The sequence below is a fragment of the Rhodococcus sp. NPDC003348 genome (assembly GCF_053589375.1).
Genome location: NZ_JBSFRT010000016.1, coordinates 40,938 through 61,644 on the forward strand (window position 1 = coordinate 40,938; position 20,707 = coordinate 61,644).

The following is a 20,707-nucleotide window of genomic DNA, read 5'->3' on the forward strand; positions in this document are numbered from 1 at the left end:
GATGTCAGCCGATCGGCGCGCCCACGATGGCTCGACCGGCCCGCGGCACCGTCTCGATGTCGAGGGGCAGTGGCGCGATCCGTTCCCCGTCGGCGTACGCGACGATCCCGGTGGGAGCGGAGCCCGCGGAGCGACCCGGGATGTGAGCCTCCAGCCGGACGCGCCGGGAGCGGTACACCTGCACCTCGTCGAGGTTCACGTGGGTGCCCTTGTAGACGGTGGGGAACAGGCGCACCAGCTTGAGCCGGCTGCCCGGTGACACCACGACCACGTCGAACAGACCGTCGGTGACGCTGGCGCCGGGCGCGATCAGCATTCCGCCGCCGTACGAGGTGCCGTTGCCGACCGACACCATCGCCGCGTCCACCTCGAGGGTGCGGTCGTCGAGGACGATTCGGTACCCGATCGCCCGCAGGCTCGCCAGCTCGGCGAGCATCGCCAGGTTGTAGCGCATCGGGCCGCGGGGCCACGTCATCCGGTTCGCCCGCTCGGTCACCAGCGAGTCGAACCCGCTGCACAGTACCGTGCCGAACCAGTGCACGCCGGAGTCACCGAGGAGGGCCCGACCCAGGTCGACCTCGGCGACCTCGCCGTCCACCACGACGTCCGCCGCCGCAGCCGGGTCGTCCATCGGCACGCGGAACAGCCGGGCGTGGTCGTTGCCGGTGCCGCCCGGCACGATGCCCAGCGGGACCTCGGTGCCTGCCAGCGCCTGCCAGGCGATGTTCACCAGCCCGTCCCCACCCACCGCGACGAGGGCGTCGGTGCCGGAGGCGACGGCGGCGCGCGTCAACGCGAGCGCCTCCTCGGGCGTGCGACCCTCGATCGTGGTGACGTCGAGTCCGCGCTCGCGCAGGCGCGCCGTCGCGGCAGCGGTCACCTCGTGCGGGTGCCCGCCGCCGGCGTGCGGATTGGTGAGCACCGTCACCGATTTCATGGGATCAGCTTTCCAGGGTTGAGGATCCCGGCGGGGTCGATTGCGTCCTTGACCGCTCGCAGCACGCTCGCGCCGAGTTCGCCGATCTCGTCGGTCATCCACGGCCGGTGGTCGCGCCCGACGGCGTGGTGGTGGGTGATGGTGCCGCCCGCGGACACGATCGCATCCCCGGCCGCCCGTTTCGCCGCCTCCCACTGGGGCAGCGGATCGCTCGTCTGCGCGCACACGATCGTGAAGTACAGCGAGGCGCCGGTGGCGTAGGTGTGCGAGATGTGGCACATCACCAGCGGTGGGGTGCCCTGCGCGGCAAGGGATTCGGTGAGCGCGGCGGTGACCGCCGTCCGCAGGTTCGTCAGGTTGGACCAGTGGGTCGCGGTCTCGAGGGTCTCGACGATCGCGCCGGCGTTCAGCAGGGCGTCGCGCTGGTACGGCGCGTCGAAGCGGCCGTGCTCCCACGCGCGGGCCGGGCCGTCGCCGAGGTCGGTGCCGCCGGCCGCGGCCAGCAGCGCGCCCGCCTCCTCGGAGCGTGCCCGCACGTGCGCCTCGGTGCCCTCGAACGTGGTGATCGCCAGGCATCCCGCGGTCGGGCTCTCGCCGCCGATGTCCCCGGCCAGGGCCAGGTTGATGCCGGTCTCGGCCTCGTCGGACAGGCGCATCACGGTGGGGGCGGCGCCGGTCTGGATGACGGCGCGCAGCGCGTTCGCCCCGGTCTCGAAATCGGGGAACGACCAGGCCCGGTACGAGGTGGTCGCGGGCGTGGGATGAACCCGGACCGTGACGTCGGTGATGACGCCGAAGGTGCCCTCGGAGCCGACGAACAGTTCGCGCAGGTCGGGTCCGGCGGCGGAGGCGGGACCGCGGCCGAGGTCGAGTGTGCCGGTCGGGGTGGCGACGCGCATGCGCTGGACCATGTCGTCGAAGCGGCCGTATCCGGCGGACGCCTGCCCCGAGGATCGGGTGGCCGCGAAGCCGCCGATGGTGGCGAACTGGTAGCTCTGCGGGAAGTGGCCGAGTGAGAATCCGTGCGCGCCGAGCAGTTCCTCCGCCTGCGGTCCGGTCAGTCCGGCCTGCAGAACCGCGATCCCGGACACCGGATCGAGGTCGACGAGGGCGTTCAGACGGCGTAGGTCGAGGGCGAGGACCGTGCCGAATCGTCCTCGTACCGGATCGACGCCGCCGACGACGCTCGTGCCACCGCCGAACGGGACCACCGCGACCGCGTTTTCCGTGCACCACTGCAGCAGGTCGACCACCTGCTCGTGGGACCCGGGGAGCACCACCGCGTCGGGGGCATCCTGTGCGTGGGTGTCCTTGCGGCGCAGCAGGTCCGGGGTGGACTTGCCGCCGGCGTGCCGGAGGCGGGCGCCCTCGTCGGTGCGGACGTGATCCGCGCCCACGAGTTCGTCGAGCGCGGCCCGGTGCGCGTCGGTCAGCGTGCTCGGTCGCAGGGTGACCTCGGATTCGGTGGGGGGAGCGGACTGCTGCGCACCGACCCCAAGTGCGGTGCCGAGCAGGGACAGGATCTGTGGGGAGAGTTGCTTGCGGAATGCGTCGAGTCCCCAGGCGTCCCACTCCATCGTCGGTGCCTCGGTCGCCGGACGCTCGAGAGATTCGGGCGCTGTGAAGTCGGTCATGCGTTACAGTGTTACACACGATGTCTATCCGTAACGAAGAAATCGAGACAGTGGAGCTCGAACAGCCACGCAGCGTCGACGACCAGATCCTCGACGCGGCACGGACCTGCGTGCTCGAGTTCGGCCTGCGTCGCACGACACTCGCGGAGATCGCCCGGCGCGCCGGCGTCAGCCGCCCGACCGTCTACCGGCGATGGCCGGACACCCGCGCGGTGGTCGGGGACCTGCTGACGCGCGAGATCGGGTCGGCGATCCCGCTGATCCCGCAGGACGGACCGGTACGCGAGCAGTTGGTGCGCGCAGTGGCGGTGGCGGCCGAGACCGTGCGCACCCACCCGCTGTTCGTGAAGATCCTGCGGTCCGACCCCGAACTGCTGATTCCCTACATCGTCGACCGGCTCGGCGCCAGCCAGCGCGCCATCATCGACCACCTCGTCCCGGTCGTCGCGGCCGGTCAGGTGGACGGTTCGATCCGCGCGGGCGATCCGTCCGTCATCGCCACCATGGTGCTGCTGATGACGCAGTCCGCCGTTCAGTCCGCAGGCATGGTCGCCGAACTGCTGGCGCCCGAGATGCTGATCGCGGAGCTTTCCACCGCCGTCGATTCCTATCTGACCCCACCGCCCGTCTGAGACCCGGAACTCCGGGACCCGGAACAAGGAGCCCAACTTGCACGCTCATGCGCCGACCGCACTCAATGCCACCCGCCGCACCCGGGAGCTCGCCGGACTCGGGGACGGCGACCCGATCGACGTCCTGGTGATCGGTGGCGGCGTCACCGGGGTCGGGGTCGCGCTCGACGCCGCGTCCCGAGGGTTGCGGACCGTCCTCGTCGAACGCCGCGACCTCGCCTTCGGCACCAGCCGGTGGAGTTCGAAACTCGCGCACGGCGGGCTGCGCTACCTGGCGACCGGCAATGTCGGTATCGCGCGGGAGAGTGCCGTCGAACGCGGCATCCTGATGACCCGCACGGCGCCACACCTGATCCGGGCGTTGCCGCAGCTGGTGCCGCTGCTGCCGTCCGTCGGCCGGTTCGAGAAGGCGTTGGTGCGTACCGGTTTCCTCGCCGGTGACGCATTGCGCGCGACGGCGCGCACCCCGGCCTCGGTGCTGCCGCGGTCGCGTCGCATCGGCGCCGCCGCCGCGATCGCGCTGGCGCCTGCGGTTCGCCGCGAGGGGTTGCGCGGGGGACTGCTCGCCTACGACGGCCAGTTGGTCGACGATGCCCGTCTGGTTGTCGCGATCGCCCGTACCGCCGCCGGTCACGGCGCGAAGATCCTGACCCGGGTCGCCGCGCATGACGTCACCGGCGATTCCGCGCGCCTGCGCGACGAACTGACCGGGGAGGAACTCACCGTCCGGGCACGGGCCGTGGTCAACGCCGCCGGGGTGTGGGCCGGGCAGGTCGACCCCGACATCACGCTCAAGCCCAGCCGCGGCACCCACCTGGTGCTGTCGGCCGAGCGGCTCGGCAACCCGACGGCGGCGCTGACCGTGCCGATCCCGGGCGAGACCAACCGCTTCGTGTTCGCCCTGCCCGCGCAGCTCGGGCGGGTGTACCTCGGGTTGACCGACGAGGCGGCGCCGGGGGAGATTCCCGACGTGCCGGTCGCCACCGACGTCGAGATCGACTTCCTGTTGACAACCGTCAACACCGCGCTCGGTGGCGAGCTGACCCGCGCCGACGTGCTCGCGAGCTACGCGGGCCTGCGTCCGCTGCTCGACACCGGCGACGGCGCCACCGCCGACCTGTCCCGCAATCACGCAGTCCTGACGTCGGGCAACGGCGTCGTGAGCGTCGTGGGCGGCAAGCTGACCACCTACCGGAAGATGGCGCAGGATGCCGTCGACGCCGCGATCCGGGCGGGTGGCCTCGCGGCCGGGTCCTGTGTGACGACGAACCTTCCGGTCGTCGGGGCCGGACCTGCCCCGACGGGACTGCCGGCCTCGCTGGTCACCCGGTACGGCGCCGAGTCGGCGGCCGTCGCAGAGGCCGGTGACCTCACACCGGTCGCGGACGGCCTCGACGTCACCCGCGCGGAACTCGCCTTCGCCGTCGGGCACGAGGGCGCCCTCGACGTCGGCGATCTGCTAGACCGCCGTACCCGCATCGGTCTCGTTCCGGCCGACCGGGCACGCGCCCTCGACGCGGCGAGCGAAGCGCTCGGCTGAGCCGATGTCAGGCAGGCTCGGAGTCCTGCGAACTCGGAGTCCTGCCGACCCGGTATCTGTCGGAGGCCCGACGTAGCGTGGGGCGGGTCCGGTTCGACAAGGCTGCACCGACCTCCCGGGAGAGCGACCGCCATGACCACCGATTCCCAGAACGCCGCGAAGTCCGACATCCTCGACCTGCTCACCGAGCAGCGCCGCACGTTCCTGATCACCTTTCGTGGCCTCGACGACGCCGGTGCGCGTACCCGGTCGACGGCAAGTGAACTGACGCTCATTGCGCTTCTCAAGCACGTCACCGGAACCGAGCGGGGCTGGGTCCACACGATGACCTCGCGGGACGAGACCGCCGAGTTCGACATGGCGGCCGGGATGCAGTCGTGGACCGTCGGCCGCGACGAGACGCTCGAAACCCTGCTCGCCGACTACGCGGTCGCCGCCCGGGAGACCGAGGCCGCCATCCGGGACGTCGACCTGGACCTGCCGGTGCCCCTGCCGACCGCGCCGTGGTCACCCGAACGGGAGTGGTGGAGCGGGCGGAAGATCCTGATGCACATCCTGCGGGAGACCGCGCAGCACGCCGGGCATGCCGACATCATCCGCGAGAGCCTCGACGGCGCGAACACCACGATGCAGATGGGGGCCGACGCCGGGATGGAGTTCTAGCGGGTCATCGAGGCCGCCCGCGCTCGGCGGCGACACCGAAGTAGTCGCCGCCGCTGCGCTCGGGGTTGTGGGTGCTGTGTTCCGGGGTGTGGGTGCCCCACTCGCGGGCGCGGTCGGCCGGGATCATCTTTCGGTATGTGCTTGCGGCAGTGGATGTACGCCTCCTCGACGTGAACGAGGACCCAGCGCTCGGCGCGACGCCCGCGCACCTGTTCCGGCGGGAGGTCCGGGTGCGCGAGGCGCACCTGGTCGTCGGGGACGACGAGTGCGGCGCCGTTGACGTGCAGGCCGATCAGGTCGGTGACGAAGTCCGCCATGAACAGGCCGATGTGCGGGTTCTCGACGATGTTGCCCAGGCTCGCCATCACCCCGTTGCCCTGATACTCGGGATAGCCGATCAGGTCGGGGGAGAAGACCCGGACGAATCCCGGCGGTCCGGCCCGCATCGACACGTCACACGACCCGTCGGCCGACGCGGTCCCGATGAACAGCAGATCCATCCGCCGGACGAACTCGATCATCGCGGGTTCAGGCGGCTGCACATCTGGCGCGAATAGAAGCGTTCGGCGCGGAAGGAGGTCCCCAGCTCGTCCTGCATTGCCGTCTCGCCGCGGGTGCCACACGCGGCGTCGAGGCCGACCTCTCCGTTCGAGCCTCGATCGGTACCGGTCATCGTTGTCCACCTCGGATCCCCGAGAAATTCGTGCTGCAAAATTCGTGCTGCAAATTCGTGCTGCGACATTCGTGCCGGGAAGTCGTCGACCCCAGGATCGGTCCCGCCCGGGTCCGCCGCCAGTGACCCTGGGGTGAAGGTTGTTGCCACCTTCGGCCGCTCGCCCGATCGGTGCCCGCGAGGCGGCTGCGCGGCGTAGCGTTGGGCGCCATGAGCATTCGGCTCGGATACCAGATGCCCAACTTCAGCTACGGAACCCCGGTCCGGGAACTGTTCCCGACCGTCGTCGCACAGGCCCGCGAGGCCGAGGCGGCGGGCTTCGACACCGCGTTCGTGATGGACCACTTCTACCAACTGCCCGGGATCGGCGAGCCCGACGAGCCGATGCTCGAGGCGTACACGGCGCTGTCGGGGCTGGCGATGGCCACCACCGACATCAAGCTGTCGGCGCTGGTCACCGGCAACACCTACCGGAACCCGCCGATGCTCGCCAAGACCGTCACCACCCTGGACGTGGTGAGCGGGGGTCGCGCGGTGCTCGGGATCGGTGCCGGGTGGTTCGAGCTGGAGCACCGCCAGTTCGGCTACGAGTTCGGCACCGTCGCCGAGCGCATGGACCGGCTCGGTGAAGCGCTCGAGATCATCGTGCCGATGCTGCGCGGGCAGCGTCCCACCGTCGAGGGCGCCTGGTACCGCACCGAGAGCGCGATCAACGAGCCCCGGATCCGCAACGACCTGCCGGTACTCCTCGGTGGTGGCGGCGAACGCAGGACGTTCGGATACGCGGCCCGGTACGCCGATCACCTGAACATCATCTGCAACACCACGGAACTGCCACGCAAGCTCGACGCCCTCGAGCAGCGGTGCGAGGAGGCCGGCCGGGACCGCTCCACCCTCGAGACCAGCTACCTCGCGTCCGTCATCGTCGACGAGAGCGGCGACCGCGCCCGGCAGCTGCAGCGCGAGTTCCTGCTCTCCCGCGGAGTCGACCTCGACACCCTGGACGACGCGGCGCGCGCCGCCGCCACCGACCGGCAGTTCGTCGGCGACCCGGACGAGGTGGCCGAGCAGATCCAGACCCGGGTCCTGGACCGTGGGGTCGACGGGGTCGTGATCAATCTCGTTCTCAACGGGGCCGAACCGGGGATCGTGGAGTTGGCCGGCCGTACCCTCGGACCGCTGGTGGCCGGCTGAGTGATCTCCCGACCACACGGTGGGCGGAAGGTGGCCACACACACTGCGTTTCAATCACGCAATTGAGCAAATTACCTGCTTAGTCTTGCGCAATGACTACATCGAAGCACGAGGCCGCGCCGCCAGGGATCGCGGGCCGCCACCTCTCGTACCTGGCCTTCGCTGTGATCGTCATCGCCTACCTCGTAATCATCAAGATCAGCGGGACGCTGATCGGCAACTGGGCCGACGAGGACGACATCCTGACCACCCGAGGGGTGGCCTTCACCATGCTGATCCCACTGGGACTCTCCGTGATCTTCACCTACGGAGTCATTGCCGCGCTCGGGTGGTGGCGGCCCGTGATGAAGGACGACCGCCCGGTCAACCGATGGGTTTGGGTCGTGCCGGCCATCCTTCTCGGCGCGATCCTGCTGGGTGTCAACTACAGCGCACTCTCGGAAAAGGGCTGGCTGTTCATCGTCTGCCTGCTCATCGCCACGCAGTTCGTCGGCTGGGGCGAAGAGGGCATGTTCCGCGGCATCGGTGTGACGGTGCTGCGCCAACACGGCCTTCGCGAAGGGCAGGTCGCCCTGTGGTCCAGCCTCATCTTCGGCGTGGTGCACCTGTCGAACGCCTTCACCGGCGGCGGCGCAGGCGCGATCGCCCAGGCGGTCATCGTCAGCCTCGCGGGATACTTCTTCTACCTCACGCGCCGTGTCTCGGGCAGCAACGCACTCAACTCCGTCATGCACGGACTCTTCGACTTCTCGCTGCTCACCGGGGCGGCCATCCTGCTGGACCAGCAGGCGTACCTCGGAACATTCGCGCCTCTGCTGGCCTACCCGATCCTCGCGATCATTCTCCTCGTCAAGAGGCGGAGCATCGAGCCGGCCGACCGCGCCGGCGACAACGCGGTCGCGTCCCTCACCTAGTGACGCCCGGCCCGGCGCGGAGTGCGTCCACAGTCGCGCCGGGTAGGCACGTCGCCGAATCAGCCACCGCGGTAGGTCTGCGGCACCGGGCGAGGAAGAGTTCACACCGCTGGGGCGGTGTGGAATTCGCGTTCCATCCCGCCGGGGAACAGCTCCCGCAGTAGGTCGTGGAGCTGGTTGACGAGTCGGCGGTTCTGTTTGGCCAGGCCGACCCGGCGTTCGTCGAGAATCCGCAGGACGTCGGTGTGGCCTTCGGGGGCGACCGGCCGCGCGCCACCGAGCGACAGGTCACGCCGGATCGGCTCCGCCGGACCGGCACTGTGGCACCCTGGTCGGATGCGCGTCGCAGTCGTCGCCGGACCTGATCCCGGTCATGCCATTCCCGCCATCGCTCTGTGTCTGAAACTGATTGCCGCGGGGGATGATCCGGTGCTGTTCACCGGAGATCGATGGCTCGATGCGGCGCGGGGGGCCGGGATCTCGGTGCGCAAGCTCAAGGGGCTGGCGCCGCGGCCCGAGGACGACGACCTCGACGCAGGCGCGCGGATCCATTCCCGGGCGGCATACATCTCCACCGAGATCCTGCCGGACCTGAGCGCGATGCTGCCGGAACTGGTGGTCTCGGACATCCTCACCGCCGGTGGCGGCATGGCCGCCGAGCGACTCGACGTGCCCTGGGTGGAGTTGTCCCCGCATCCGCTGTACCTCCCGTCGAAGGGACTGCCGCCGATCGGCAGCGGCCTCGCGCCGGGGGAGGGCCTGCGCGGACGCGCACGCGATGCCCTGATGCGGGCGGCCACCGCCCGGTCCATCAAACAGGGTCTGCGCCAGCGGTCCGAGGCGCGCGTCGGGGTCGGGTTGCCCGCGCAGGATCCGGGCCCGGTGGCCCGGCTGATCGCGACCGTGCCCGCGCTGGAGGTGCCGCGGCCGGACTGGCCCGAACACGCGCACGTCGTCGGCCCCCTGTTGTGGGAGCCGACGACCGATCTCCTCGGGCTGCCGCCCGGGGACGGCCCGCTGGTGACGATCGCGCCGTCGACCGCGCACACGGGTGCCGAGGGCATGCTCGAAACCGCGCTGACCGCGCTCGACGGGACCGGGGTGCGGGTGGTGGCGTCGATGCTCGACGCCCCACCTGCCGACCTGCCGTCCTGGGCGCGGGCGGGCCTCGGAAGGCAGGACGCGCTGCTCGCCGATTCGTCGGTGGTGGTGTGCGGCGGCGGCCACGGCATGCTGGCGAAGACGCTCCTGGCCGGGGTTCCCGCGGTGACCGTGCCGGGCGGCGGTGACCAGTGGGAGCTGGCGAACCGGGCGGCCCGGCAGGGCAGTGCCCTGGTGGTGCGCCCGCTGACCGTCGACGCGCTTCGGGAGGCGGTGCTGCGGATGCTCGACGAGCCGTCGTTCGGGGAGGCGGCGCGGGAGGCCGCGCGGACCGCCGGCGACGTCGAGGATCCGGTGGCGGTGTGCCGGGCGGCGGCCGAGGCGGGGCTGTCGCTGCCCTGACGGTCTCGGCCCCGAGGGTTCGCGGCCGTCGGCTACCGTGAAGTCGTGCGACTGACCGAGTTCAACGAACTGGTGCACGGCGAGTTCGGCCGTCTCTACGGCGAATCCCTGCTGGTGGACCACGTGCTGCTCAGCCTGGGCGGAAAGACCGCGGCCCAGGCGATCGAGGACGGTCGCGAGCCGCGGGAGGTGTGGCGCGCGCTGTGCGCCGAGTTCGACGTGCCCCGCAATCGCTGGTAGGAGCCCGGACGCGGCCGACACGCCGCCCGGCCCGTTGACTCGAACAGGTGTTCGCCTATGCTTGGGGGGTGCTCGTCAGGTCGCGTCGGCAAAGTTTGTCGGTGCCCCCGTCTACGGTGACGGCATCAAGAAGAACCGCTCGGATCACGAGTGCTGACCGAACACCAGTCGTTGACTAAGGAGAACCGATGGCACCGCAGGCACACGATCGCGACAAGGCGCTCGAGCTCGCACTGGCGCAGATCGACAAGAACTTCGGCAAGGGTTCGGTGATGCGTCTCGGCGAGGAGGCTCGCCAGCCCATCTCGGTGATCCCCACCGGTTCCATCGCCCTCGACGTCGCACTCGGCATCGGTGGTCTGCCCCGCGGTCGCGTCGTCGAGATCTACGGCCCGGAGTCCTCGGGTAAGACGACCGTCGCACTGCACGCGGTCGCCAACGCGCAGGCCGCCGGCGGCATCGCCGCGTTCATCGACGCCGAGCACGCACTCGATCCGGAGTACGCCCGCAAGCTCGGTGTCGACACCGACGCGCTGCTGGTCTCGCAGCCGGACACCGGTGAGCAGGCCCTCGAGATCGCGGACATGCTGATCCGCTCCGGCGCACTCGACATCATCGTCGTCGACTCGGTGGCCGCGCTGGTGCCGCGCGCCGAGATCGAGGGCGAGATGGGTGACAGCCACGTCGGTCTGCAGGCCCGCCTGATGAGCCAGGCGCTGCGCAAGATGACCGGTGCGCTGAACAACTCGGGCACCACCGCGATCTTCATCAACCAGCTGCGCGAGAAGATCGGCGTGATGTTCGGCTCCCCGGAGACCACCACCGGTGGTAAGGCGCTCAAGTTCTACTCCTCGGTGCGCCTGGACGTGCGCCGCATCGAAACCCTCAAGGACGGCGGCGACGCGGTCGGTAACCGCACCCGCGTCAAGGTCGTCAAGAACAAGGTGTCGCCGCCGTTCAAGCAGGCCGAGTTCGACATCCTCTACGGTCAGGGCATCTCCAAGGAGGGGTCGCTGATCGACATGGGCGTCGAGCACGGCTTCATTCGCAAGTCGGGCTCCTGGTTCACCTACGAGGGCGACCAGCTCGGGCAGGGCAAGGAGAATGCCCGGAAGTTCCTGCTGGAGAACACCGACATCCGTGACGAGATCGAGAAGAAGATCAAGGAGAAGCTGGGCATCGGTGCCGACGTGACCGCGGAGGGCGGCGACGACGCGCCCGTCGACTTCTAGGAGATCCACCGTGGAACCGGACGACCGCCCGCGGAGGTCCCGCAGGCGGACCGGTGACGGCGACTCACGGCGGGCCGGCGACGTCGCCTCCCGCTCACCGGCCGAGCAGGAGGCGCAGGCCAAGGATCTGTGCCTGCGCCTCCTGACGGACCGCGCGCGCAGTCGTGCGGAACTGTCGAAGAAGTTGACGGACAAGGGTTTCGACGTCGAGGTGATCGTGCGGGTCCTGGACCGGCTCACCGAGGTCGGGTTGGTCGACGACGCCGCGTTCGCCTCCCAGTGGGTGCACTCACGGCACACGTACTCCGGCAAGGGCAGGCGTGCGCTGGCGATGGAACTGCGCACCAAGGGCGTTGCCCCCGATGTCGCGGCGGTCGCTCTCGATCAGATCGACGGCGACGACGAACGCGAACGCGCCGCCGAACTGGTGCGCCGGAAGCTGCGGACCGCCTCCCTGGACTTCGAGGTGGACGGTCCGGGCGGACGCAGCAGCGAACGCGACCGTCTGGTGCGCCGGCTGGTGTCGATGCTGGCGCGTCGCGGCTACCCGCAAGGCATGTGCTTCGACGTGGTGAAGACCGAGCTCGCGCAGGCCGGCTCGGACACCGAGGGTTTGGACGACCGCTGAGGCCGGAGCGTCGCCCGGGTCGACGCGGCCGTCACACCATGTCCATGCCCGGTGCGGCGGGCGGTACCGGTGGCGCGACCGCCGGGCGGCCCTTCTTGCCGCTGCGCAGACGCTTCTCGACGTACGTCGCGAGCGCGGACAGGGCCGAGTTGAGCACGATCATGATCGCCGCGACCACCAGGAGCGACGGCAGGTAGTTGCCGTAGAACGCGCCCAGTTGCTGGCCGGATCGCACGACCTCGACGTAGCCGATCAGGTAGCCGAGCGCGGAGTCCTTCAGCGCCACCACCATCTGGGAGATGATCGCCGGCAGCATCGTCGTGATCGCCTGCGGCAGCAGAATCGTGCGTGTGATCAGGCCCTTGCGCATCCCGAGAGCCTTCGCGGCCTCGGTCTGCCCCCGCGGGAGGGAGGTGATCCCGGCGCGCACGATCTCGGCGATCACCGAGCCGTTGTAGAGCGTCAGACCCGTCACCACCGCGGCGAGCGCCAGGTACTTCGCCTTGAACACCTGGTAGTCGGCGAACACCTGGTAGGCGAAGATCATCAGGATCAGCACCGGGATGGCGCGGAACAGTTCGACGACGAAACCGCACGCCGTCCGGACGATCCGGTGGTCCGACAGTCGGCCGACGCCGAGGAGCACACCGAGGATCAATGCGAGCACGATCGAGATGGCGGCGGCGGTGAGCGTGCCGCGGATGCCCGGGAGGAGGTACGTCGTCCAGGACGTCGTCTCGGTGAACGGACTCCATTTCTCCGCCGTCAACTGGCCCTTGGCGTCGAGCGCCCGGTACACCAGATAGCCGACGGCAACGAGGAGCGCCGCCACGGCCACCGAGGCGAGCCGGTGGAGCGTGCGGGCGCGGGGTCCTGGGGCGTCGTAGAGGACGGTCGCCTGAGGGGTTGCTGTCGCCCGGGTCACCGTGCCACCTCCATCCGCTTGCCGAGATAGCCGAACAGCAGACCCATGGGCAGGGTCAGGATCACGAAGCCAAGCGCGAAGATCCCGCCGACCACGAAGATCGCCGCCTCGTTCTCGATCATGGTCTTCATCAGCAGCGACGCCTCCGCCACTCCGATCACCGACGCGATCGTGGTGTTCTTGGTCAGCGCGATCAGGACACTGCCGAGCGGGGCGATCACCGTCCGGAAGGCCTGCGGCAGCACGATCAACCGCAGGTTCTGCCCGAACGTCAGGCCCAGCGACCGGCCCGCCTCGGCCTGGCCGACGTGCACCGTGTTGATGCCTGCGCGGAGCGACTCGCACACGAAGGCCGCCGTGTACACGGCCAGTCCGAGGACGGCGAGTCGGAAGTTGTTGTCCACCAGCGAGGTCGGGGAGTTCTCCGGGGCCAGCCGCACACCCATCGTCTGGTACAGGCCGAACGAGCAGAAGAGGATGATCAGCGTCAGCGGGGTGTTGCGGAAGACGGTCACGTAGGCCGTGCCGAGCCAGCGGGCCACCGGGACGGGGGAGACCCGCATCGCGGCGAGCACCGTGCCGATGACGAGTGCGCCGACCGCGGACAGCGCGGTCAGTTCGATCGTCGTCCAGAACGCGGAGATCAGCTGATCCCCGTACTTGCTGAGCAGGTCCACGTCACTCCCGGGTGCGGCGGCGACGGCCGCGGCCCGGGCATCTCGCCCGGGTCCGCGGCCGTCGGGTGGTCAGTAGCGGTTGACGGTGGGGGGCGCGGGGATCGGGTAGCCGGACGGTCCGACGTTCTTCTCCAGCGCCGCCTGCCAGGAGCCGTCGGCGATCATCGCCTCGATGGCGTCGTTGATCTTGGCGCGGGTCTCGTCGTCACCCTTGGCCAGTCCGACGCCGTAGTTCTCGGTGGTGAACTGGTCGCCGACGACCTTGAGCTGGCCGGGATACTGGGCGGCGTAGCCGGCCAGGATGATCGCGTCGGTGGTCACCGCGTCCACGGCACCGTTGCGCAGCGCCTCGACGCACGCGGAGTAGGTGTCGAACTCCTGCAGCTGCACCTCGTTGGCGTAGGTGTCCTTGACCTTCTGCGCCGGGGTGGAGCCGGTCACCGAGCACAGCTTCTTGCCGCCGTTCAGCGACTCGGGGCCGGTGATGTCGGTGTTGTCGGAGCGCACCAGCAGCGACTGTCCGGTGGTCAGGTACGGGCCGGCGAAGTCGACCTTCTCCTTGCGGGCGTCGGTGATCGAGTAGGTCGCCACCACGTAGTCGACCTCGCCGTTCTGGATCAGCGTCTCGCGCTGGGCGGACGGGGACTCCTTGAAGGTGATCCCGGACGGCTCGACGCCGAGCTTGCCCGCGACGTAGGTGGCGACGTCGACGTCGAAGCCGCTGAACGTGCCGTCGGGGTTGCGCAGCCCGAGACCGGGCTGGTCGAACTTGATGCCGACCGTGAGCGTTCCGGACTCGGCGCTCTGGCTGGCGCTCTTCTCCTCGTCGCCGCCACAGGCGGTGGCGACGACGGCGACGGCGAGCACTCCGACCCCGACTCGTAGCGCGCGGGTGATCCTCATGTGTTCCTCTCCTTCGGGTCGAGCAGCGGAACTTCGGCGGTGGTCAGTGTGGTCAGTGGCCGAGGATCTTCCCGAGGAAGTCCTTGGCGCGTGGCGATTTCGGTGCGGTGAAGAAGGTGTCCGGGTCGGTGTCCTCGACGATCTGGCCGTCGGCCATGAACAGCACCCGGTCGCCGGCCTTGCGTGCGAACCCCATCTCGTGGGTGACCACGAGCATCGTCATGCCCTCCTTCGCGAGGTTGGTCATCACGTCGAGGACCTCGCTGACCATCTCGGGATCGAGCGCGGAGGTCGGCTCGTCGAACAGCATCACCTTGGGGTTCATCGCCAGCGCGCGGGCGATCGCCACCCGCTGCTGCTGACCGCCCGACAGCTGTGCGGGGTACTTGTCGGCCTGGTTGCCGATCCCGACCCGGTCGAGCAGCTCCACAGCCCGGGCCCTGGCGTCGGGCTTGCTCATCCTCCGCACCTTCACCGGGGCGAGCATGACGTTCTCCAGGATCGTCTTGTGCGCGAACAGGTTGAACGACTGGAACACCATCCCGACGTCGGCGCGCAACGCGGCCAGCGCCCTGCCCTCCGCGGGCAGTTCCCTGCCGTCCACGGCGATGGTGCCCTCGTCGACGGGTTCGAGCCGGTTGATCGTGCGGCACAGCGTCGACTTCCCGGACCCGGACGGACCGACCACGATCACCACCTGACCGGTGGGGACGTCGAGGTTGATGTCGCGGAGAACGTGCAGGTCGCCGAAGTGCTTCTGCACCCCGGTCATCGAGATCATCGTCGGGGAGATGGCGGTCGGCGCGCCCGCGCCCGATACGCCCGCGTTCGTCATAGTGATGGACCCTAGGTGCTGGGCAGGACGAACCCCAGTCTTTGTGTCGACTCGGCCGGTCGGCGTAATGGAACTTTTACCAAGGCAACGAATCGACGCACGATCCCGCGATCCCTCACGGAACCCGTCGCGAGTCGTTGCGACGGGTGTTTACTGGTTCGAGTACGAACAAAGCCTGCCGAGGGGGCTCCATGACGTACGCGAACGCCGAGATCGACCAGATCCACCAGGGCCGCGTTCACCGATCGGGGTGGCCGACATGACCGCGGTGTCCCCGAAGCCGAATCTCGAGGCTTCTCGGCCGTTCCCGGCGCGGCTCGGGCCCAAGGGCTCGTACGTCTACCGGATGGTCACCACGACCGACCCGAAGATGCTCGGGGTGCTGTACCTGGTCACGTCGTTCGCGTTCTTCCTCGCCGGCGGTCTGATGGCCCTGCTGATGCGCGCGGAGCTCGCGGTGCCGGGGATGCAGTTCCTGTCGAACGAGCAGTTCAACCAGCTGTTCACGATGCACGGAACGGTGATGCTGCTGCTGTACGCGACGCCGATCGTGTTCGGCTTCGCCAACTACATCCTGCCGCTGCAGATCGGCGCGCCGGACGTCGCGTTCCCGCGGCTGAACGCGCTGAGCTACTGGCTGTACCTGTTCGGGGCCCTCATCGCGATGGCCGGTTTCGTCACCCCCGGCGGCGCCGCCGACTTCGGCTGGACCGCCTACAGTCCGCTCACCGACGCCGTGCACGCGCCCGGTGTCGGCGCCGACATGTGGATCATGGGACTGGCGGTCGCCGGTGTCGGCACGATCCTCGGTGGCGTGAACATGATCACCACGGTGGTGTGCCTGCGGGCCCCCGGGATGACGATGTTCCGGTTGCCGATCTTCACCTGGAACATCCTCATCACGATGATCCTGGTGCTGCTCGCGTTCCCGATCCTCACGGCCGCACTGATGGGAGTGTTCGCCGACCGACACCTCGGTGCGCACGTGTTCGATCCCGCCAACGGCGGAAACATGTTGTGGCAGCACCTGTTCTGGTTCTTCGGTCATCCCGAGGTGTACATCGTCGCGCTGCCCTTCTTCGGCATCATCACCGAGGTGATCCCGGTGTTCAGCCGCAAGCCCCTCTTCGGATACAGCGGGATGGTGTTCGCGACGATGTCGATCGCCGCCCTGTCGATGGCGGTGTGGGCGCATCACATGTACGCCACCGGCGCGGTGCTGCTGCCGTTCTTCTCGTTCATGACCTTCCTGATCGCCATCCCGACCGGCGTGAAGTTCTTCAACTGGATCGGCACCATGTGGCGCGGCCAGCTGACATTCGAGACGCCGATGCTGTTCTCGGTCGGCTTCATCGTGACCTTCCTCTTCGGCGGTCTGTCGGGCGTCGTGCTCGCCAGCCCGCCGCTCGACTTCCACGTGACCGACTCGTACTTCGTGGTCGCGCACTTCCACTACGTGCTCTTCGGCACCATCGTGTTCGCCACCTACGCCGGCATCTACTTCTGGTTCCCGAAGATCACCGGGCGGATGCTGGACGAGCGGCTCGGCCGGTGGCACTTCTGGCTCACGTTCATCGGCTTCCACACCACCTTCCTGGTGCAGCACTGGCTCGGCGCCGAGGGCATGCCGCGTCGCTACGCGGACTACCTGCCCTCCGACGGGTTCACCACACTCAACGAAGTCTCCACGATCGGCGCGTTCATCCTCGGGGCCTCGACGCTGCCGTTCCTGTGGAACGTCTTCAAGAGCTACCGCTACGGCGAGGTCGTCACGGTCGACGACCCGTGGGGCTTCGGCAACTCGCTCGAATGGGCCACGTCCTGCCCGCCGCCGCGGCACAACTTCACCGAACTGCCCCGGATCCGCTCCGAGCGACCGGCGTTCGAGCTGCACTACCCGCACATGGTCGACCGGATGCGCGCCGAGGCCCACGCCGGGCGCGCCCACGGGTCGACCGCGGTCGCCGAGGTCGCCGCCGGCTCCGCCGACTGAGACAGGAGACCCGCCATGCAAGGCAATCTGCCCGACCTGCCGTACTACGGACTGGACTGGGAGATGTTCTTCCCGACCAACCTGTACGTTGCATTCGTCAAATGGTGGAATCCGCTCTGAGCGTCCGGTGGCGGCGGTCGAGCGGTGGTGTCCGGTGCCGGTGCACGCCGCGTTCCGGGGAAGGGCGACGCCCGTGGCCGGTGACCTCACGACCCGCGCCGAGATCGACGTGCTGCTCCGCTGCTTCTACGGCCGCGCCCTGGTCGACGAGTTGCTGGCGGAACCGTTCACGGAGGTGCGCGAACAGGGACTCGAGTCGCACCTGCCCGTGATGTGCGACTTCTGGGAGACGATCCTGTTCTCCGCAGGCACGTACCGGGGCAGTCTGTTCCGGATCCACCGGCAGGCGTACGAACGGCACCCGTTCGACGGCGAGCATTTCGACCGCTGGCTGCTGCTCTGGCGCGAGGCGGTCGACGAGCTGTACACCGGGCCGGTCGCGGACCGGGCAAAGCTGCAGGGGCAACGGATCGCCACCGCGATGCACCGCCGGCTGGCGGGTCTGCCCAGCCTCGCGGCCGAGGCGGTCCGGACCGGGGCGGCAGCGATGCCGACCGGGGTGGTCGAGGCGGTTCCGGACGCGGTGAGGGGTGCTCCCGGTCAGGCCGTACCCTGGTGGGGTGGACACGATCGACCCCGAGACCTCGACAGCACCCCGTAGCTACGAGGTCCGCACCTTCGGCTGCCAGATGAACGTGCACGACTCGGAGAGGCTGTCCGGTCTGCTCGAGGACGCCGGCTACACCAAGGCCGTGCCCGGCACCGACCCCGACCTGCTGGTGTTCAACACCTGCGCCGTCCGGGAGAACGCCGACAACAAGCTGTACGGCACCCTCGGCCACCTGCGCCCGACGAAGGACGCACACCCGGGCATGCAGATCGCCGTCGGTGGCTGCCTCGCCCAGAAGGACCGCGACACCGTGGTCAAGAAGGCGCCGTGGGTGGACGTGGTGTTCGGCACCCACAACATCGGATCTCTGCCCGCCCTGCTCGACCGGGCGCGGCACAACCAGCAGGCCGAGGTCGAGATCCTGGACTCGCTCGAGGCGTTCCCGTCGACCCTTCCCGCCAAGCGGGAGTCCGCCTACGCCGGCTGGGTGTCGATCTCCGTCGGCTGCAACAACACCTGCACGTTCTGCATCGTGCCTGCGCTGCGCGGCAAGGAGGTGGATCGCCGGCCCGGCGACATCCTCGCCGAGGTACAGGCCCTGGTGGACGAGGGCGTGCTGGAGGTGACCCTGCTCGGTCAGAACGTCAACGCCTACGGCGTCTCGTTCGCCGACCCGGAAGCGCCGCGGGACCGAGGCGCGTTCGCGAAGCTGCTGCGCGCCTGCGGCGACATCGAGGGCCTCGAGCGGGTCCGGTTCACGTCCCCTCATCCCGCCGAGTTCACCGACGACGTCATCGAGGCGATGGCCGCCACCCCGAACGTGTGCCCGCAGCTGCACATGCCGCTGCAGTCCGGCTCGGACCGTGTCCTGAAGGCGATGCGGCGGTCGTACCGCAGCACCAAGTTCCTCGGCATCATCGAGAAGGTCCGTGCGGCCATGCCGCACGCCGCGATCACCACCGACATCATCGTCGGCTTCCCCGGCGAAACCGAGGAGGATTTCCAGGCCACCCTCGACGTCGTCAGGCAGGCGCGGTTCACCAGCGCCTTCACCTTCCAGTACTCCAAGCGTCCCGGGACCCCGGCCGCGGAGATGGACGAGCAGCTCCCGAAGGAGGTCGTGCAGGAACGCTACGACCGGCTGATCGAGTTGCAGGAGCAGATCACCCTCGAGGAGAACCAGAAGCTGGTCGGTGTCGAGGTCGAGTTGCTGGTCGCCGCCGGTGAGGGCCGCAAGAACGCGGAGACGCTGCGGATGAGCGGTCGCGCCCGCGACGGCCGCCTGGTGCACTTCCGTCCCGAGGGCCGGCTGGACGGGCAGGTCCGTCCCGGCGACGTGATCACCACTGTCGTCACCGGCGCCGCGCCGCACCACCTGATCGCCGACGGTCCGGTGCTCGGCCACCGTCGGACCCGGGCCGGCGACTCGCACGAACGCGGCATCACCCCGAAGACCCCGCCGATCGGGGTCGGCCTGGGACTCCCGCAGATCGGCGCGCCCGCGCCGCTGCCGACCGTGACCGGATGTGGAGCATGAGCAACAACGAGCCCGACCCCATCGAGCAATACCGCAAGGACATCGACGCCGCCGAGAAGAAGGTGGCGCGCGAGATCGACCCCGGCATGCGGGCACTCGTCGTCGCGGTCGGCATCCTCGCGTTGATGGCGACGTTCGCGTTGCCGCACACCGGGGGCGCGAAGGGCTGGGACGTCCTGGTCGGTAACGACGCCGCCCTGGCCGAGGACATCGCCCTCCCGTCGCGGGTGTTCGTCTGGCTGACGCTGGTGTTCGGGATCGTCTTCGGCATGCTCGCGCTGGTGACCCGGCGCTGGGTCCTGGCGTGGATCTCGGTCGCCGGATCGGCGGTGGCCAGCGTGTTCGGCATGCTGGCGATCTGGTCCCGGCAGACCCTCGACGCCTCTTCACCCGGTGGTGGGCCCGGGATCGGCCTGATTCTCGGGTGGGTCCTGATCATGGTGCTGACCTTCCACTGGGTGCACGTGGTGTGGCAGCGCACCGCGCTCCAGCTGGCGGCGGAGGAGGAACGGCGTCGCAAGACCGCGGAGGGTGACCAGAACAACCTCATCTGGGGGGATCGCTGACGGTCCCCGGGCGGGAGTGACGTCGGGCTCGAAGGAGTCGAATCGTGCCTTTCACCCTGCCCGCGGGAGCCGACGTGGTCGTGGAGACCGAGGTCAGGCATTCCCGCTTCATCGCGGCGCTGCGGCGTGTCGACAGCCCGGCCGAGGCGCAGGACTTCCTGGAGGATCAGCGGCGCCTGTATCCCGACGCGCGACATCACTGCTGGGCCTACGTCACGGGTAACGAGCAGTCGGACCGGGCCGAGCGGTCGGGTGACGACGGCGAACCCGGTGGCACGGCCGGGGTGCCGATGCTCCAGGTGCTCCGGGCTCGGGAGCTGGTGGACGTCGGGGGGGTCGTGACGCGGTACTTCGGCGGGATCAAGCTCGGCGCGGGCGGGCTCGTGCGTGCCTACTCGGGTGCGGTGGCCGCCGCGGTCGACGCCGCCGCCGGGTCGTCACGGTGGCTGAGCCGGGAACGCCTCGAATTGCTGTCCCTCGAGGTCGGCCACGACACCGCGGGCCGGGTCGAGGCGGACCTGCGAGGGCGCGGGGTTGCGGTTGTCGACACCGCGTACGGCGCCAGGGTCACCTTCACTCTCGCGACCCGGGATCCAGAGCACCTGGCGGCCGCAGTCGCGGAACTCACCGCCGGCGCGTCGGAACTCGTCCCGGCGGGCGTCCGCTGGGTGGATTCCGAGTTGCCGCGCCTGTGAGTGAATCTCTCCCCAGAGGGGCCCACCCGACCGGGGCGAGATTCACTCACGGACGGCGGTTCCGTCTATCGGTCGCTGACGGCGGTGCCGTCTATCGGTCGCTGACTGCGGTGCCG

General features: G+C 69.4%; 21 protein-coding genes and 1 pseudogene. 14 read left to right on the forward strand and 8 right to left on the reverse strand.

Annotation, left to right across the window (positions count from 1 at the left end; genetic code table 11):
- Positions 1-4 precede the first annotated feature (4 nt).
- Positions 5-937: a diacylglycerol kinase gene (locus ACWDU4_RS12975; protein ID WP_450114312.1), complete on the reverse strand. Its 933-nt coding sequence runs from the start codon at positions 935-937 to the stop codon at positions 5-7.
- Positions 934-2,514, reverse strand: a complete 1,581-nt coding sequence (locus ACWDU4_RS12980; RefSeq protein ID WP_450114382.1) for an FAD-binding oxidoreductase — start codon at positions 2,512-2,514, stop codon at positions 934-936. Before ACWDU4_RS12980 ends, ACWDU4_RS12975 begins: the two co-directional genes overlap by 4 nt.
- A gap of 77 nt (positions 2,515-2,591) precedes the next feature.
- On the opposite strand from ACWDU4_RS12980, the gene ACWDU4_RS12985 reads away from it, so the two are divergent.
- The 3 genes from ACWDU4_RS12985 to ACWDU4_RS12995 all read left to right on the forward strand — a co-directional run bounded on the left by ACWDU4_RS12985 (position 2,592) and on the right by ACWDU4_RS12995 (position 5,406).
- Positions 2,592-3,203, forward strand: coding sequence for a TetR/AcrR family transcriptional regulator (locus ACWDU4_RS12985; RefSeq protein WP_450114313.1), 612 nt, complete (start codon positions 2,592-2,594; stop codon positions 3,201-3,203).
- 37 nt (positions 3,204-3,240) lie between these two features.
- Entirely contained in the window at positions 3,241-4,743 is a 1,503-nt protein-coding gene (locus ACWDU4_RS12990) for a glycerol-3-phosphate dehydrogenase/oxidase (RefSeq protein WP_450114314.1), read from the forward strand.
- Positions 4,744-4,875: 132 nt separating this feature from the next.
- Positions 4,876-5,406, forward strand: a complete 531-nt coding sequence (locus tag ACWDU4_RS12995) for a DinB family protein (RefSeq protein ID WP_450114315.1) — start codon at positions 4,876-4,878, stop codon at positions 5,404-5,406.
- Here the strand turns inward: ACWDU4_RS12995 and ACWDU4_RS13000 are convergent.
- On the reverse strand, positions 5,403-5,927 hold the full coding sequence (locus ACWDU4_RS13000) for a pyridoxamine 5'-phosphate oxidase family protein (protein WP_450114316.1): 525 nt from the start codon (positions 5,925-5,927) through the stop codon (positions 5,403-5,405). The genes ACWDU4_RS12995 and ACWDU4_RS13000 overlap by 4 nt on opposite strands.
- Positions 5,924-6,079, reverse strand: a complete 156-nt coding sequence (locus ACWDU4_RS13005; protein WP_450114317.1) for a hypothetical protein — start codon at positions 6,077-6,079, stop codon at positions 5,924-5,926. The genes ACWDU4_RS13000 and ACWDU4_RS13005 overlap by 4 nt, the downstream gene beginning before the upstream one ends.
- 210 nt (positions 6,080-6,289) lie before the next feature.
- Here ACWDU4_RS13005 and ACWDU4_RS13010 point away from each other — a divergent pair, with 210 nt between their 5' ends.
- The 6 genes from ACWDU4_RS13010 (at position 6,290) to recX (ending at position 11,790) form a co-directional block, all read left to right on the forward strand.
- The gene (locus ACWDU4_RS13010; protein WP_450114318.1) at positions 6,290-7,273 is read left to right on the forward strand and encodes an LLM class F420-dependent oxidoreductase; all 984 of its coding nucleotides are present in this window, start codon (positions 6,290-6,292) and stop codon (positions 7,271-7,273) included.
- 92 nt (positions 7,274-7,365) lie between these two features.
- Positions 7,366-8,187 carry a CPBP family intramembrane glutamic endopeptidase gene (locus ACWDU4_RS13015; protein WP_450114319.1) on the forward strand — a complete coding sequence of 274 codons (822 nt, stop codon included), beginning with the start codon at positions 7,366-7,368 and terminating at the stop codon, positions 8,185-8,187.
- A gap of 336 nt (positions 8,188-8,523) precedes the next feature.
- Positions 8,524-9,690, forward strand: a complete 1,167-nt coding sequence (locus ACWDU4_RS13020; RefSeq protein ID WP_450114320.1) for a glycosyltransferase — start codon at positions 8,524-8,526, stop codon at positions 9,688-9,690.
- A gap of 45 nt (positions 9,691-9,735) precedes the next feature.
- A complete protein-coding gene (locus ACWDU4_RS13025; protein WP_450114321.1) occupies positions 9,736-9,930 on the forward strand; it encodes a DUF3046 domain-containing protein in 195 nt (64 codons plus the stop codon).
- 188 nt (positions 9,931-10,118) lie between these two features.
- On the forward strand, positions 10,119-11,162 hold the full coding sequence (recA, locus tag ACWDU4_RS13030; protein ID WP_450114322.1) for a recombinase RecA: 1,044 nt from the start codon (positions 10,119-10,121) through the stop codon (positions 11,160-11,162).
- Between the two features lie 10 nt (positions 11,163-11,172).
- Entirely contained in the window at positions 11,173-11,790 is a 618-nt protein-coding gene (gene recX / locus ACWDU4_RS13035) for a recombination regulator RecX (RefSeq protein ID WP_450114323.1), read from the forward strand.
- A gap of 31 nt (positions 11,791-11,821) precedes the next feature.
- On the opposite strand, the gene ACWDU4_RS13040 is transcribed toward recX, so the two are convergent.
- The 4 genes from ACWDU4_RS13040 to ACWDU4_RS13055 all read right to left on the reverse strand — a co-directional run bounded on the left by ACWDU4_RS13040 (position 11,822) and on the right by ACWDU4_RS13055 (position 15,076).
- A complete protein-coding gene (locus ACWDU4_RS13040) occupies positions 11,822-12,715 on the reverse strand; it encodes an amino acid ABC transporter permease (RefSeq protein ID WP_450114324.1) in 894 nt (297 codons plus the stop codon).
- Entirely contained in the window at positions 12,712-13,392 is a 681-nt protein-coding gene (locus ACWDU4_RS13045) for an amino acid ABC transporter permease (protein WP_450114325.1), read from the reverse strand. The genes ACWDU4_RS13040 and ACWDU4_RS13045 overlap by 4 nt, the downstream gene beginning before the upstream one ends.
- Positions 13,393-13,461: 69 nt before the next feature.
- Entirely contained in the window at positions 13,462-14,295 is an 834-nt protein-coding gene (locus tag ACWDU4_RS13050; protein WP_450114326.1) for a glutamate ABC transporter substrate-binding protein, read from the reverse strand.
- Positions 14,296-14,347: 52 nt separating this feature from the next.
- On the reverse strand, positions 14,348-15,076 hold the full coding sequence (locus ACWDU4_RS13055) for an amino acid ABC transporter ATP-binding protein (RefSeq protein ID WP_450114383.1): 729 nt from the start codon (positions 15,074-15,076) through the stop codon (positions 14,348-14,350).
- 313 nt (positions 15,077-15,389) lie between these two features.
- Between ACWDU4_RS13055 and ctaD the strand changes: the two genes are divergently transcribed.
- From ctaD to ACWDU4_RS13080, 5 genes and pseudogenes are all read left to right on the forward strand, one after another.
- On the forward strand, positions 15,390-17,123 hold the full coding sequence (ctaD, locus tag ACWDU4_RS13060) for an aa3-type cytochrome oxidase subunit I (RefSeq protein ID WP_450114327.1): 1,734 nt from the start codon (positions 15,390-15,392) through the stop codon (positions 17,121-17,123).
- A 193-nt stretch (positions 17,124-17,316) separates the two neighbouring features.
- Positions 17,317-17,742 (forward strand): annotated as a pseudogene (locus ACWDU4_RS13065) (group III truncated hemoglobin); the annotation flags it as partial.
- Between the two features lie 61 nt (positions 17,743-17,803).
- A complete protein-coding gene (miaB, locus tag ACWDU4_RS13070; RefSeq protein WP_450114328.1) occupies positions 17,804-19,330 on the forward strand; it encodes a tRNA (N6-isopentenyl adenosine(37)-C2)-methylthiotransferase MiaB in 1,527 nt (508 codons plus the stop codon).
- The gene (locus tag ACWDU4_RS13075) at positions 19,327-19,896 is read left to right on the forward strand and encodes an Rv2732c family membrane protein (RefSeq protein WP_450114329.1); all 570 of its coding nucleotides are present in this window, start codon (positions 19,327-19,329) and stop codon (positions 19,894-19,896) included. The genes miaB and ACWDU4_RS13075 overlap by 4 nt, the downstream gene beginning before the upstream one ends.
- A gap of 44 nt (positions 19,897-19,940) precedes the next feature.
- Positions 19,941-20,591 (forward strand): IMPACT family protein, encoded by a 651-nt coding sequence (locus ACWDU4_RS13080; protein WP_450114330.1) that lies wholly within the window; start codon positions 19,941-19,943, stop codon positions 20,589-20,591.
- Positions 20,592-20,707 lie beyond the last annotated feature (116 nt).